Genomic DNA, 13,969 nt, shown 5'->3' with positions numbered 1-13,969 from the left:
TGGCCCGGTGGTCCTGATCGGACCGATGGCCGTGGGCAAATCGGCGATCGGACAGCAGCTCGCCGAGCACTTGGGGTGCGCCTTCATGGACACCGACGCCCTGGTGGTGGCCCAGCACGGGACGATCGCCGAGATCTTCGCCAGCCGGGGCGAGCACGCCTTCCGCGAAATGGAGGCCCGGGCCGTGGCCCAGGCCATCGAAGAGGCACAGGGCGGCACCGCCGTCATTTCGCTCGGCGGCGGGGCCGTCCTTGATTCCGGTACCCAGCAGCTCCTGGGCCGCTGTACCGTTGTTTACCTCGAATGCGACGCCGAGACTGTGGCGGAACGCATCGCCAGAAATTCGGGCCGGCCGCTCCTGGCCGGCGACGCCATGGGCCGGTGGCGGACCTTGTTCGCCACCCGGCAGCCGGTCTACGAACGGCTCGCCGACCTCGTCCTCGATGTCCGGCGCGGCAGCGTTCCGGAGCTGGCTCACCGGCTGGAAGATGCGCTGGGGGAGCGCGCCGCGGCTAAGGCCGCGGCGGTGCCCACTCCGGCGTCGACAAAGGAAGTTGAATAGTGAGTACCGAATCAACCGTCATCAAAGTCACCGGACAAACGCCGGGTGAGAACTACGACGTCGTAGTGGGCCGCGGCCTCCTGGCAAGCCTGCCGGGCCTGCTGGGTGAGCGCGTCAAGCGCGTCCTGGTCATCCACCCCCGTGCGCTGCGGTTGACCGGGGACACCGTCCGGGAAGAGCTGGCCGCCGCCGGGTTCACCGCGCTGACCGCAGAAATCCCCGACGCCGAAGAGGGCAAACACATCGAGGTCGCCTCGTTCTGCTGGCAGGTGCTGGGGCAGAACGACTTCACCCGCTCCGATGCCATCGTCGCCGTCGGCGGCGGCGCCGTCACCGACCTGGCCGGCTTTGTCGCCGCGACCTGGCTGCGCGGCGTGAAGGTCATCCACATGCCCACGAGCCTGCTGGGCATGGTGGACGCCTCGGTCGGCGGCAAGACCGGCATCAACACCGCCGAGGGCAAGAACCTGGTGGGCGCGTTCCACCCGCCGGCCGGTGTCCTCGCGGACCTCGACACGCTGGAGACGCTGCCGAAGAACGAGATCATCTCCGGCATGGCCGAGGTCATCAAGTGCGGCTTCATCGCCGACCCGGCCATCCTGGACCTGATCGAGAAGGACCCGTCCGCGGTTTCCGATCCGCGCTCGGACATCCTGCGCGAACTGATCGAACGCGCCATCAGCGTCAAGGCCCGGGTGGTGTCCGAGGACCTGAAGGAAACCGGTCAGCGCGAGATCCTGAACTACGGCCACACCCTGGGCCACGCGATCGAACTCGCCGAGCGCTACTCCTGGCGGCACGGCGCCGCCGTCTCCGTGGGCATGATGTTCGCCGCCGAGCTCGCCCGCAGCGTCGGCCGGCTCAGCGACGCCGACGCCGACAGGCACCGGAGCATCCTGGAAAGCCTCGGGCTTCCCATCACGTACCGCCGCGACCGCTGGCAGGCCCTCCTGGACGGCATGCGCCGGGACAAGAAATCCCGCGGTGACCTGTTGCGGTTCGTGGTGCTCGACGGCGTCGGCCGCCCCGGCATCCTCGATGTCCCGGACACGTCCCTGCTGTTTGCCGCGTACCAGGAGATTGCCTCCTGATGCACATGGTCAAGGGCGGCACGAGCGAGTGGCCGGACGCGGGATTTCCCGGGATCCGGATCAACCCGCAGTCCCTGATGCCCCAGATCGTCAATGACGAGGTCATGGCCGAGGCGCTGGCGGCCTCGACGGACCCCGGGGATCTGATCCTGGTCCGGCTCGTAGAAGGGCATGCGGCCGAAGCTGCCGAGCTCCTCGCCGAGGCCCGCTACAAGGACCCCGGCTCGCTCCGGCTGCGGATCTTCGAGGCGGACGTGCTCCGGGTCTCGAACCGGTTCGACCGGGCGGTGGAGGTGTTCCGCCAACTCCTCGCCGAGACCCAGGGCACCCTGGAGGAGGCCGCGGTCCGCCAGCACCTCGGCAGGGCCTACTTCGCCGGCGGGAACGTCGGCGGCGCCGTAGAGTCCTTCGCCAAGGCACTGGATTTGCGCGTGGCCGGGTCCGCCGACGCGGCCCTCATCTACGCCTCCACGGTGGCGCTGCAGCGCGCCCGGGACGTGCTGGAACAGCAGTCCTGAGCCCGCGTCAGCCAGCTGTCCGCCGGAACCGGTAGAATAGAACTTGGATTTTTGACAAACACGCGTTGGCGGCCACTTGGCATGCCGGCCCGGCATAAGCGTCCGACCGCTAGCACCGGTCGAATGGAACCATCGAGAAACTAAGAGGATACTGTGGCAACCACTAACGACATCAAGAACGGAACCGTCCTTAAGCTTGAGGGCCAGCTTTGGAACATCATCGAGTTCCAGCACGTCAAGCCCGGCAAGGGTGGCGCGTTCGTGCGCACCAAGATGCGCAACGTGATGTCCGGCAAGGTGGTCGACAAGACCTTCAACGCCGGACTGAAGATTGAGACCGCCACGGTGGACCGCCGCGACTACCAGTACCTGTACCAGGACGGCGCCGACTTCGTCTTCATGGACACCTCGGACTTCGACCAGCTCACCGTTTCCGCCGCCACCGTCGGCGACGCCACCAACTTCATGCTCGAGAACCAGATGGTCAACATCGCCATCCACGAGGGCAACCCGCTCTACATCGAGCTGCCCCCGAGCGTCGTCCTCGAAATCACCTACACCGAGCCGGGCCTGCAGGGCGACCGCTCTTCGGCCGGCACCAAGCCCGCCACCCTCGAAACCGGATACGAGATCCAGGTGCCGCTGTTCGTCGAGAACAACACCAAGGTCAAGGTCGACACCCGCGACGGCAGCTACCTCGGCCGGGTCAACGACTAGTGAGTGCGCGCGGTAAGGCCCGGAACCGGGCCCTCGATGTGCTCTTTGAGGCCGAGCAGCGCTCAGCCTCCGCGTTCGACGTGCTGAAGTCCCGCCGCGAGCAGACAGACCAGATCGTCAACCCCTACACCCTCGAAATCGTCGAAGGCGTGGTCTCGCACCAGGTGGCCATCGACGAATTCCTGGAGACCTATTCGCAGGGCTGGTCCCTGGAGCGCATGCCCTCCGTCGACCGCATCATCCTGCGGATCGGCACGTGGGAACTGCTCTACAACGACGACGTCCCGGACGGCGTGGCGGTCAGCGAGGCCGTGGCCTTGGCCAAGACGCTCTCCACGGACGAGTCGCCGTCGTTCATCAACGGCCTGCTGGGCCGGCTGCAGCAGCTCAAGCCCTCGCTGCTGGCGTAAGCTCCCAGCGCCCCGAAGTACCCCGGCCAGGACATCCTGGCCGGGGTTCTTTCTTTGCCCCGGTTGCCCACGCTGGGTTGCCCCACTGGGTTCCCCGGTCCCTAGCCGATGACGGAGGCCCGGAGCGCAGCGATCTCGGCGAGCTGCTGGTGCTCATCGCGCTGATGTGCCGGCACGTCCCGGCCGCCGAGAATCCGTTGCCGGGTGAGGGCGAGCTGGGTGGCGGCATCAAGCAGCGCCTTCATCTGCACGCCCCGCCCCGTGGACCTGGCCCAGCGCAGCGCGGAACGGCGGCCGGCGGCGGTGGCCAGCATGTCGACCTCGGCCGCGGTAAACCAGCCCGCGGCCGCGTATTCCGTTAGCCGCTGACGGGTGAGCCTGCGCTCAGCCACCCGCAGCAGCACGATCACCAGCACCGCCAACAGGAAGATCGGCACCTGCACCATCACGTATCGGCCCAGGAAGTCCCTGCCCATGCTGTTCCAGGCGCTGTGCAGCAGCATCGCGGGGACGAGGCCGGCGAAGAACGCCAGCACGGACAGCCCGGTGTTCCCGCGGCCGGCGGCGAAACCCATCACCAGACCGGTCGTACCCGTGAAAATGGCGTGGGCGAAGGGTGAGAGGACCCCGCGGAGAAAGAAGACCACCGCGAGGTCCGTGCCGGGGTCGCTGGATTCGGCGATGGCGCGGCCGAAGTAGAGGATGTTCTCGGTGAACGCGAAGCCCGCCGCGATCGTGACGGCGAACACCACACCGTCGACCGGTCCGTTGAAGTGTTTCGGGGCAAAGAGCACGAGCAACAGCAGCCCCAGGGACTTGGCGAATTCCTCCACCACCGGCGCCTGGACCGTCACGGCGAACGTCGTATAGTCCAGTCCCGAGGCAGGCCCGGCCATCAGTGAGAAATAGGGCTGGATCAGCATCGTCACCGCGATCGAGACGACGGCTCCCCAGGCAAACGCGAAAAGCAGCAGGGGTTTCGGCTCGGGTTCCCACCGGTCGATGAAGCGCACCGTCAGCAACACGGTCCCCAGGGGAACCAGCGAGGCCACGAAACCAATGGCAAAGCCGGTGATTCCGGTCCTTTCCAGCACGAAGGGCACCACCAGGAAGAGGCAGAGGACCGCGAGGAATCCGCCGGCCATCACGAGGCCAAAAACGCCGGAACCGCGGCCGTTCTTCCAGCGCGGGCTGCCTCCCGCCGGCCCGGCGGGAGGCAGTGCCGGCTGCAACTGCCCGCCGTCGTTGGCCGGGGCCCGCTGGTAATTCGCTGGCTGGACCCGCCCCAGCCACGTCGGGTTGGCCTGCCGGGGCAACGGCCCCTGGCGCGGGCCGCCGGGGTGCTCATGCCCCGGCCGCGGTCCGTTCATCGTCATGGAACCGAGCCTATGTCGGTGTGAGGTTAAACGCATTCCGGCGGCGACGGGGCGGCAGTGCCGTTGTGGTAATTTGAAAGAGCAAATAATCCTTTTTTAATTCCGTCCCGTGAGGCGGGGAAAGGGGAGACGAGCTTTGACTTCCGTGCCTTCAGCACCGGGTCCGGCGCAGGTGGTGCTCACCCGGGTTGTCCTCAACCAGGCTGACATCGACCGCGCGCTCACTCGTATCGCCCATGAAATTCTTGAGGCCAACAAGGGCTCCCAGGACCTCGTCCTGCTGGGCATCCCGCGCCGGGGCTATCCCCTCGCCGTCCGCCTCGCCGCCAAGATCGCCGCCGCGGATCCCACCGTGGACGCCGCCGCCATTGTCGGTCAACTCGACGTCACGATGTTCCGCGACGACCTCTCGCACCAGCCCACCAGGCCGCCGTACCCCACCCAGCTGCCGCGCACCGGCATCGACAACAAAGTTGTGGTGCTGATCGACGACGTCCTCTATTCCGGGCGCACCATCCGGGCAGCACTGGACGCCATCATCGACCTCGGACGGCCGCGGATTGTCCGCCTCGCCGTGCTGATCGACCGCGGCCACCGGGAACTGCCCATCCGCGCCGACCATGTCGGCAAGAACCTGCCTACCTCCTCATCGGAGAAGGTCCGGGTCCGGCTCGAGGAAACCGATTCTGCCGGAGGCGGGGCAACAGACGGCACCCCCGACGGCGCCCCCGTAAATGAAGTCGTCATCGAGGCCACCGCATGAGGCACCTGCTCTCCACCGAAGACCTGAGCCTGCACAACGCCATCCGCATCCTTGACACCGCCGAGGAAATGGCTGCGGTGGGGGAGCGCGAGGTCAAAAAGCTCCCAGCCCTGCGGGGACGCACCGTGGTCAACCTCTTCTTCGAGGACTCCACCCGTACCCGGATCTCCTTCGAAGCCGCCGCCAAGCGGCTCTCCGCCGACGTCATCAACTTCGCCGCGAAGGGCTCGTCCGTCTCCAAGGGCGAGTCGCTGAAGGACACCGCCCAGACCCTCGCCGCGATGGGCGCCGACGCCGTGGTCATCCGGCACTGGGCCTCCGGTGCCCCGCACCGGCTCGCCGCGACCGACTGGATCGACGCCGCCGTCATCAACGCCGGCGACGGCACCCACGAACACCCCACCCAGGCGCTGCTGGACGCGTTCACGATGCGCCGGCACTGGTCGAAGCTGGCCGGCACGCCGTCGGCCGGCGCCGACCTCAAAGGCATGCGCGTCGCCATCGCCGGTGACGTCCTGCACTCGCGCGTTGCCCGCTCCAACGTCTGGCTGCTGCGCACCCTCGGCGCCGAGGTCACCCTCGTCGCGCCGCCCACGCTGCTCCCCATCGGCGTCGAAAAATGGCCGTGCGCCGTCAGCTTCGACCTCGACGAGACCCTCGCGCAGGGCGTGGACGCCATGATGATGCTCCGTGTCCAGGGCGAACGGATGAATGCCTCCTTCTTCCCCACCACCCGCGAATATTCGCGGCGCTGGGGCTTCGACGACAACCGGCTCCGCGCCCTCGACAGCCTGGGGCTCAAGGACACCATCATCATGCACCCCGGTCCCATGAACCGCGGCCTGGAAATCTCCGCGGCCGCGGCCGACTCGCCCCGCTCCACCGTGCTCGCGCAGGTACGCAACGGCGTCTCGGTCCGGATGGCGGCACTGTACCTGCTGCTGTCCGGGGAGAACCGCGAGCCGGCCGCCGCACCAGTTTCTGCCGCCGCCTCTGCCTCTGCGGCCGCGTCCGCGGCGCACGCCGCCATTCCGAACCTCACTTATTCCCACCAGGAGAGCCACTGATGGCCGATCAGCACCAGAACGCAGACAACAGCGGCGCCTACCTCATCCGGGGGGCCTCGATCCTGGGCGGAGCAGCCGAGGACCTCCTGATCCGGGACGGCGTGATCGCCGCCCGCGGCCGTCAGCTGGACGCCGACGGCGCCGGGGTGCGGGACGCAACCGTAATTGACGCCGCTGGCCTCGTCGCGCTCCCGGGCATGGTGGACATCCACACCCACCTGCGCGAACCCGGCCGCGAAGACGCCGAAACCGTCGAAACCGGCACCCGCGCCGCCGCCCTGGGCGGCTACACGGCCGTGCACGCCATGGCCAACAGCACCCCGGTGGCGGACACCGCCGGCGTCGTGGAGCAAGTCCTCACCCTTGGCCGGACCGCCGGCTGGGTGGACGTCCGCCCGGTGGGAGCAGTCACCGTGGGCCTCGCGGGGGAGCAGCTCGCCGAGCTCGGCGCCATGGCCGACTCCCGCGCCCACGTGCGGGTGTTCTCCGACGACGGCATCTGCGTCCACGATCCGGTGCTGATGCGCCGCGCGCTCGAATACGTCAAGGCATTCGACGGCGTCGTGGCCCAGCACGCGCAGGAACCCCGCCTCACCGCCGGCGCCCAGATGAACGAGGGCGAGGTCTCCGCCGTCCTCGGCCTGGCCGGCTGGCCGGCCGTCGCCGAAGAGAGCATTATCGCCCGGGACGTGCTGCTGGCCCAGCACGTCGGGTCCCGCCTGCACGTCTGCCACGTCTCCACGGCCGGGTCCGTGGAGATCATCCGCTGGGCCAAGTCCCGCGGCGTCAACGTCACGGCCGAGGTCACCCCGCACCACCTCTGGCTCACGGATGAGCTCGCCCGCAGCTACGACCCCGTCTACAAGGTCAACCCGCCGCTGCGCACCGACGCCGATGTCCAGGCCCTCCGGGCCGCCCTGGCCGACGGCACGATCGACGTCGTCGGCACCGACCACGCCCCGCACCCGAGCGAACACAAAGAATGCGAGTGGGCGCAGGCGGCCATGGGCATGACCGGGCTGGAAACCGCGCTCTCCGTGGTCCAGCACACCATGATCGAAACAGGCCTGATGGGCTGGGAGGATTTTGCCCGCGTGACCTCCACGGCGCCGGCCGCCATCGGCCGGGTCCAGGACCAGGGCCGCCCGCTCGAGGCCGGGGAGCCTGCCAACGTCATACTCGTGGACCCGGCTGCGCGCTGGACCGTGGACCCTTCTAAGATGGCAACCATGGGCCGTAACTCTCCGTTTGCCGGCCGGGAACTGCCGGGGAAGGTAGTGGCGACGTTCTTCAAGGGCCACCCGACCGTTCTCGACGGAAAACTCAACACCCCGTACCGGTGGCCGGCCGAAGCGCTCGACGCAGGACCGGCGGGCCGCCGCCCGTGAGTGTCAAGGACCTCTCCCTGCTCTTCACGCTCGTCCTGATCGGCGTCGCGCTTGCCCTCATCGCCGTCGGCTGGCGTAACCGCCTGCGCCGCCAGTCCGACGTCGAGCCCCTCCCCGAGGTTCCCGCCGAACTCGGCGCTCCGCTGGCCGCCGCCGACGGCCAGTACGTCGCCTCCACCACCGCCGGCGACTGGCTGGACCGGATCGCCGTGCACAATCTGGGCATCCGCACCAACGCCAAGCTCTCCGTGCACCCCGAAGGCGTGCTGTTCGAGCGCGCCGGCGCCGGCCCGGTGTTCATCCCGGCCGGACGCCTGACCGGTGTGCGGCAGGAAAGCGGCATGGCCGGAAAGTTCGTGGAAAAGGACGGCCTGCTGGTGCTCAGCTGGATGCTCGGTTCCCACGAACTCGACACCGGCTACCGGACGCGCCGCGCCGAGGACAAAGCCGTGCTCCTCGCCACCCTCCAAGATTTGATCTCCGCAGCCCCTCAGGCAGAAGCCGATAGTGGAAAGTAACGACGTGACGGAATCCAACGAAGTGTCAGAGAAAACAGTGTCAGAAGAGACAGTGACAGAAAAAACAGTGACAGCAGCAGCATCCACCCCCGCAGTTCTCGTGCTCGAGGACGGCCGGATTTTCCGCGGAACCAGCTACGGCGCCACCGGAACGGCCCTCGGCGAGGCAGTCTTCGCGACCGGCATGACCGGCTACCAGGAGACCATCACCGACCCCTCCTACGCTCGCCAGCTCGTGGTCCAGACCGCGCCGCACATTGGCAACACCGGCGTCAACACCGACGACGCCGAGTCCCGCCGCATCTGGGTGGCCGGCTACATCGTCCGCGACGCCGCGCGCCGGCCCTCCAACTGGCGTTCCGAACGTCCCCTCGACGACGAGCTCGTCGAGCAGGGGATCGTCGGCATCCAGGGCGTCGACACCCGCGCCATCACCCGCCACCTGCGCGAACACAAGACCATGCGCGCCGGCATCTTCTCCGGCGACGCCGCCCGCGCCACGGACAAGGAACTGACCGACGCCGTCCTGGCCAGCGCGCCGATGGAAGGCTCACGGCTCGCCGAGGAAGTCAGCGTGGACGCCGCCTACACGGTGGAGCCCAAGGACTTCGGCTGGGACGGCGAGCCGCGGTTCAGCATTGCCGCTATCGACTTAGGCATCAAGCGCATGACCCCGGTCCGGTTCGCCGAGCGCGGGGTCCGGGTGCACGTGCTGCCTGCCACGGCAACCCTCGCCGACGTCCAGGCCGTCAACCCGGACGGCTTTTTCATGTCCAACGGCCCCGGCGACCCCGCCACCGCGGACAACCAGGTGGCGCTGCTGCGCTCCGTGCTTGATGAGAAGATCCCGTACTTCGGCATCTGCTTCGGCAACCAGATCCTCGGCCGGGCCCTCGGGTTCGGCACCTACAAGCTCCGCTACGGCCACCGCGGCCTGAACCAGCCCGTGATGGACCGCCGCACCGGCAAGGTCGAAATCACTTCGCAGAACCACGGCTTCGCCGTCGACGCCCCGCTCAACGGCGCCACCCAGGCCCCCGAGGAGCGCTTCGGCCGCGTCGAGGTCAGCCACGTGAGCCTCAACGACGACGTCGTCGAAGGACTGTCCTGCCTCGACATTCCGGCCTTCTCCGTGCAGTACCACCCCGAAGCGGCCGCCGGCCCGCACGACGCCGCCTACCTCTTCGACCGCTTCATCGAGCTGATGGCGGACGCTTCTCCAAAGACAGAGACCGGCACAAAGACTGCCACCGATTCCAAGACTGAGGACACGAAGTAATGCCCAAGAGAACTGACCTCAAGAGCGTCATGGTCATCGGGTCCGGCCCGATCGTGATCGGCCAGGCGGCCGAATTCGATTACTCCGGCACCCAGGCGCTGCGCGTCCTCAAGGAGGAAGGCCTGCGGGTCATCCTCGTCAACTCCAACCCGGCCACCATCATGACGGACCCCGAGTTCGCGGACGCGACCTACATCGAGCCGATCACCCCCGAAGTGGTGGAGAAAATCATCGCCAAGGAACGCCCCGACGCGCTCCTGCCGACCCTCGGCGGCCAGACGGCCCTCAACACGGCCATCGCGCTGGATAAGAACGGCGTCCTGGAGAAGTACAACGTCGAGCTGATCGGCGCCAATATCGCCGCGATTGAGCTGGGCGAGGACCGCGAGAAGTTCAAGGGCGTCGTCGAGCGCTGCGGCGCTGAGTCGGCCCGCAGCCACATCATCCACACCATGGACGGGGCACTCGCCGCGGCCGGTGACCTCGGTTACCCCATGGTTGTCCGGCCCTCCTTCACGATGGGCGGCCTGGGCTCCGGACTGGCCTACGACGAGGGGGACCTGCGCCGGATTGTCGGCCAGGGCCTGCAGTACAGCCCCACGTCCGAGGTGCTGCTCGAAGAGAGCATCCTCGGCTGGAAGGAGTACGAGCTCGAGATGATGCGGGACAAGAACGACAACGTCGTGGTGGTCTGTTCCATCGAAAACTTCGACCCGGTCGGCGTGCACACCGGCGACTCGATCACCGTCGCCCCGGCGCTGACCCTGACGGACCGCGAATACCAGCGGCTGCGCGACATCTCCATCGCGGTCATCCGTGAGGTCGGCGTCGACACCGGCGGCTGCAACATCCAGTTCGCCGTCGAGCCGGACACCGGGCGCGTCGTCGTGATTGAAATGAACCCCCGCGTCTCCCGTTCCTCCGCCCTCGCGTCCAAGGCCACCGGCTTCGCGATCGCCAAGATCGCCACGAAGCTGTCCCTTGGCTACACCCTGGACGAGATCCCGAACGACATCACCCAGAAGACCCCGGCGTCCTTCGAACCGACCCTGGACTACGTGGTGGTGAAGGTCCCGCGCTTCGCTTTCGAGAAGTTCCCGGCCGCGGACCCCACCCTGACCACCACCATGAAGTCGGTGGGCGAGGCCATGGCCATGGGCCGGAACTTCACCGAGGCGCTGCAGAAGGCCCTGCGCTCCCTGGAGCAGAAGGGCTCCCAGCTGGACTTCAGCCACGTCCCGGAATGGGAAGTCGCGGAGCTGATCGAGAAGGCCAAGCGTCCCACCACCGAGCGCCTGCACCAGGTGCAGCGCGCCATGCTCGGCGGCGCCACCGTGGAACAGCTCTTCGAGGCGACCAAGATCGACCCCTGGTACCTGGACCAGCTCCAGCTGCTGAACGAGATCTCGCTCGAAATCCGCCAGGCCGCGGCGCTGACGCCGGAGATGCTGACCCGCGCCAAGCGCCACGGCTTCTCCGACGAACAGATCGGTGCGCTGACCCATAACTCCGAGGACGTCGTCCGCGGGGTCCGGCAGGCCCTGGGCATCCGTCCCGTCTACAAGACCGTGGACACCTGCGCGGCCGAGTTCGCCGCCTACACCCCGTACCACTACTCCTCCTATGACGAGGAGGACGAGGTTGCGCTGCACGCCAAGCCGTCCATCATCATCCTCGGGTCCGGCCCCAACCGGATCGGCCAGGGCATCGAGTTCGACTACTCCTGCGTGCACGCCTCGATGGCGCTGCGCAAGGCCGGCTACGAGACCGTGATGGTCAACTGCAACCCGGAAACCGTCTCCACGGACTACGACGTTTCCACCCGGCTCTACTTCGAGCCGCTCACCCTGGAGGACGTCCTCGAGGTCATCGCGGCCGAGGAGCGCACCGGCGGGGTCATGGGCGTCTTCGTCCAGCTCGGCGGCCAGACCCCGCTCAAGCTCGCCCAGCAGCTCGCCGACGCCGGCGTGCCGATCCTCGGCACCTCGCCGGAGGCAATCGACCTCGCCGAACACCGCGGCGCCTTCTCCCGCGTCCTCGACAAGGCCGGGCTCGTCTCGCCGAAGAACGGCACCGCCGTGTCCTTCGAGGACGCCAAGAAGATCGCCGACGAGATCGGCTACCCGGTCCTGGTCCGGCCCTCCTACGTCCTCGGCGGACGCGGCATGGAGATCGTCTACGACGAGCCCAACCTCTCCCGCTACATTGCCAACGCCACCGAGATCACCCCCGACCACCCTGTGCTGATTGACCGCTTCCTCGAGGACGCCGTCGAGATCGACGTCGACGCCCTCTACGACGGCACAGAGATGTACCTCGGCGGCATCATGGAACACATCGAGGAGGCCGGCATCCACTCCGGCGACTCGGCCTGCGTCCTGCCGCCCATCACCTTGGGCGGCAACGTGCTGGAACGGGTGCGGACCGCCACCTTGGCGATCGCCGAGGGCGTGGGCGTCCGCGGCCTGATCAACATCCAGTTCGCCCTGGCCTCCGACGTGCTCTACGTCCTCGAAGCCAACCCGCGCGCGTCCCGCACCGTCCCGTTCGTGTCCAAGGCCACCGGTGTGCAGATGGCGAAGGCCGCGGCCCTGATCGGCACCGGCGTCACCATCAACCAGCTCCGCAGCGCCTACAAGATGCTGCCGGAGACCGGCGACGGCTCCTCCCTGCCGCTGGACGCGCCGGTCTCGGTCAAGGAAGCCGTGCTGCCGTTCAGCCGCTTCCGCACCCCCGAGGGCAAGGTGGTCGACTCCCTGCTCGGCCCGGAAATGCGCTCCACGGGCGAGGTCATGGGCATCGACAAGCACTTCGACACGGCCTTCGCCAAGAGCCAGGCGGCCGCGAACAACGCGCTGCCCACCGAGGGCAAGATCTTCGTCTCGGTGGCGAACCGGGACAAGCGCTCGGTCATCATGGGCGTCAAGCGGCTTTCGGACCTCGGCTTCGAGATCGTCTCCACCGGCGGCACGGCCGACGTGCTGCGCCGCAACGGGATCCAGGCCACCCCGGTCCGGAAAGTCGCCGAAGGCTCCAGCGCCGAAGGCGAAGGCACCATCGCCGACCTCATCACCGCCGGCGAGATCGACATGGTCTTCAACACCCCCTCCGGCGGCGAGGCCCGCAGCGACGGCTACGAACTCCGTGCCGCCGCGACGTCGATCGGGATCCCGTGCATCACCACCGTGGCCGAGTTCAACGCCGCCGTCCAGGCCATCGAGGCGCTGCGCACCTACGAATGGTCGGTCACGAGCCTGCAGGAACACGCCGCGAACCTGAAGGCGCTCCAGGATGCCTGAGGCATCCACCGCCCCGGCGGCCGGCCGGGAGACCTTCGGCTCCCGGCTGGGGCGGGCCATGGCGGACCGCGGCCCGCTGTGCGTCGGCATCGACCCGCACCCGGCGCTGCTGCAGCGCTGGGGGCTCACCGACGACGCCGCCGGGCTGGAACGCTTCTCGCTGACCGTCCTGGAGGCCGTGGGCTCCCTCGCTGCCGCGGTGAAACCGCAGGTGGCCCTGTACGAGCGTCAAGGATCGGCTGGAATCGCCGTGCTCGAACGCACCCTGGCCGCGGCGGCAGAAGCGTCCGTGCTGACCATCGCGGACGCCAAACGCGGCGACATCGGCTCCACCATGGCCGCCTACGCGGATGCCTGGCTGCGGGACGGCTCGGCCCTGGCCGCGGATTCGGTGACGTTGAGCCCGTATCTGGGCTTTGAGTCGCTCCGGCCCGCCCTGGACCTGGCGGCCGAGACCGGGCGCGGGGTGTTCGTCCTCGCGTTGACCTCGAACCCGGAGGGCGCCTCGGTCCAGCACGTCGGCGGGGCCGATTCCGTCGCGCGGCGGATCACGGAAGCTGCCGCGGTGGAGAACCGCCGCTATGACGGTTCGCTCGGTTCCGTGGGACTGGTGGTCGGTGCGACAGTGGGCTCGGCCCTCTCCGCACTGGATCTCGATCTGGCGGCGGTCCGCGGGCCCATCCTGGCCCCCGGGCTGGGCGCGCAGGGCGCCACCGCCGCGGACCTGCGCCGCACGTTCGGTGCGGCCTATCCCCAGGTCCTGGGCACCTCGAGCCGGGACATCCTCGGCGCCGGACCGCAGCTGCAGTCCCTCCGGGATGCCGCGCGGCGCACCCTCGACGAACTCCTCGAGGCCTAGCGGCAGCCGCCTCGCCGGCCCGGGACCGGAGCTGCCGGACCCGGGCCAGGGGCTGTTCCGTTCGGGATTGCGCTCTTCCCGATCCCGAACCGGCCGCCGCGCAGATTTCCATTGATTTCTGC

13 protein-coding genes are annotated in these 13,969 nt (G+C 68.3%); 12 read left to right on the top strand and 1 reads right to left on the bottom strand.

The genetic code is table 11. The features are described from left to right. Window positions 1-7: 7 nt before the first annotated feature. From AC1DZV_RS12480 to nusB, 5 genes are all read left to right on the top strand, one after another. The gene (locus AC1DZV_RS12480) at window positions 8-562 is read left to right on the top strand and encodes a shikimate kinase (protein ID WP_476949410.1); all 555 of its coding nucleotides are present in this window, start codon (window positions 8-10) and stop codon (window positions 560-562) included. Then, window positions 562-1,653 (top strand): 3-dehydroquinate synthase, encoded by a 1,092-nt coding sequence (gene aroB / locus AC1DZV_RS12475; RefSeq protein ID WP_079554549.1) that lies wholly within the window; start codon window positions 562-564, stop codon window positions 1,651-1,653. Before AC1DZV_RS12480 ends, aroB begins: the two co-directional genes overlap by 1 nt. Further along, on the top strand, window positions 1,653-2,171 hold the full coding sequence (locus tag AC1DZV_RS12470) for a tetratricopeptide repeat protein (RefSeq protein WP_476949411.1): 519 nt from the start codon (window positions 1,653-1,655) through the stop codon (window positions 2,169-2,171). Before aroB ends, AC1DZV_RS12470 begins: the two co-directional genes overlap by 1 nt. 153 nt (window positions 2,172-2,324) lie before the next feature. Further along, window positions 2,325-2,888, top strand: a complete 564-nt coding sequence (gene efp, locus AC1DZV_RS12465; RefSeq protein ID WP_018773146.1) for an elongation factor P — start codon at window positions 2,325-2,327, stop codon at window positions 2,886-2,888. Beyond that, complete coding sequence (gene nusB / locus AC1DZV_RS12460) at window positions 2,888-3,298, top strand: transcription antitermination factor NusB (protein ID WP_476949412.1); 411 nt, start codon at window positions 2,888-2,890, stop codon at window positions 3,296-3,298. The genes efp and nusB overlap by 1 nt, the downstream gene beginning before the upstream one ends. A gap of 101 nt (window positions 3,299-3,399) precedes the next feature. Here the strand turns inward: nusB and AC1DZV_RS12455 are convergent, their stop codons facing one another. Beyond that, on the bottom strand, window positions 3,400-4,674 hold the full coding sequence (locus AC1DZV_RS12455; RefSeq protein WP_476953820.1) for a PrsW family intramembrane metalloprotease: 1,275 nt from the start codon (window positions 4,672-4,674) through the stop codon (window positions 3,400-3,402). A 136-nt stretch (window positions 4,675-4,810) separates the two neighbouring features. Between AC1DZV_RS12455 and pyrR the strand changes: the two genes are divergently transcribed. The 7 genes from pyrR to pyrF all read left to right on the top strand — a co-directional run bounded on the left by pyrR (window position 4,811) and on the right by pyrF (window position 13,847). Then, window positions 4,811-5,437: a bifunctional pyr operon transcriptional regulator/uracil phosphoribosyltransferase PyrR gene (gene pyrR, locus AC1DZV_RS12450; protein ID WP_476953819.1), complete on the top strand. Its 627-nt coding sequence runs from the start codon at window positions 4,811-4,813 to the stop codon at window positions 5,435-5,437. Further along, window positions 5,434-6,504: an aspartate carbamoyltransferase catalytic subunit gene (locus tag AC1DZV_RS12445; protein WP_223916685.1), complete on the top strand. Its 1,071-nt coding sequence runs from the start codon at window positions 5,434-5,436 to the stop codon at window positions 6,502-6,504. Before pyrR ends, AC1DZV_RS12445 begins: the two co-directional genes overlap by 4 nt. Further along, a complete protein-coding gene (locus tag AC1DZV_RS12440) occupies window positions 6,504-7,892 on the top strand; it encodes a dihydroorotase (protein ID WP_476857077.1) in 1,389 nt (462 codons plus the stop codon). The genes AC1DZV_RS12445 and AC1DZV_RS12440 overlap by 1 nt, the downstream gene beginning before the upstream one ends. Then, a complete protein-coding gene (locus tag AC1DZV_RS12435; RefSeq protein ID WP_476953818.1) occupies window positions 7,889-8,410 on the top strand; it encodes a PH-like domain-containing protein in 522 nt (173 codons plus the stop codon). Before AC1DZV_RS12440 ends, AC1DZV_RS12435 begins: the two co-directional genes overlap by 4 nt. A gap of 67 nt (window positions 8,411-8,477) precedes the next feature. Next, window positions 8,478-9,689, top strand: coding sequence for a glutamine-hydrolyzing carbamoyl-phosphate synthase small subunit (carA, locus tag AC1DZV_RS12430; protein WP_476953817.1), 1,212 nt, complete (start codon window positions 8,478-8,480; stop codon window positions 9,687-9,689). Next, the gene (gene carB, locus AC1DZV_RS12425; protein ID WP_476953816.1) at window positions 9,689-12,988 is read left to right on the top strand and encodes a carbamoyl-phosphate synthase large subunit; all 3,300 of its coding nucleotides are present in this window, start codon (window positions 9,689-9,691) and stop codon (window positions 12,986-12,988) included. Before carA ends, carB begins: the two co-directional genes overlap by 1 nt. Continuing rightward, the gene (pyrF, locus tag AC1DZV_RS12420) at window positions 12,981-13,847 is read left to right on the top strand and encodes an orotidine-5'-phosphate decarboxylase (protein ID WP_476949417.1); all 867 of its coding nucleotides are present in this window, start codon (window positions 12,981-12,983) and stop codon (window positions 13,845-13,847) included. Before carB ends, pyrF begins: the two co-directional genes overlap by 8 nt. Window positions 13,848-13,969: the final 122 nt, after the last annotated feature.

The sequence above is a fragment of the Arthrobacter sp. P1_D12 genome (assembly GCF_056406175.1).
This window is presented reverse-complemented; position numbering and strand designations above follow the sequence as displayed.

Coding starts and splice junctions, on each gene's coding strand:
- AC1DZV_RS12470 (WP_476949411.1), top strand. CDS start 1,653: ATGCACATGGTCAAGGGCGGCACGAGCGAGTGGCCGGACGCGGGATTT.
- AC1DZV_RS12455 (WP_476953820.1), bottom strand. CDS start 4,674: ATGACGATGAACGGACCGCGGCCGGGGCATGAGCACCCCGGCGGCCCG.
- AC1DZV_RS12445 (WP_223916685.1), top strand. CDS start 5,434: ATGAGGCACCTGCTCTCCACCGAAGACCTGAGCCTGCACAACGCCATC.
- AC1DZV_RS12440 (WP_476857077.1), top strand. CDS start 6,504: ATGGCCGATCAGCACCAGAACGCAGACAACAGCGGCGCCTACCTCATC.
- carB (WP_476953816.1), top strand. CDS start 9,689: ATGCCCAAGAGAACTGACCTCAAGAGCGTCATGGTCATCGGGTCCGGC.
- pyrF (WP_476949417.1), top strand. CDS start 12,981: ATGCCTGAGGCATCCACCGCCCCGGCGGCCGGCCGGGAGACCTTCGGC.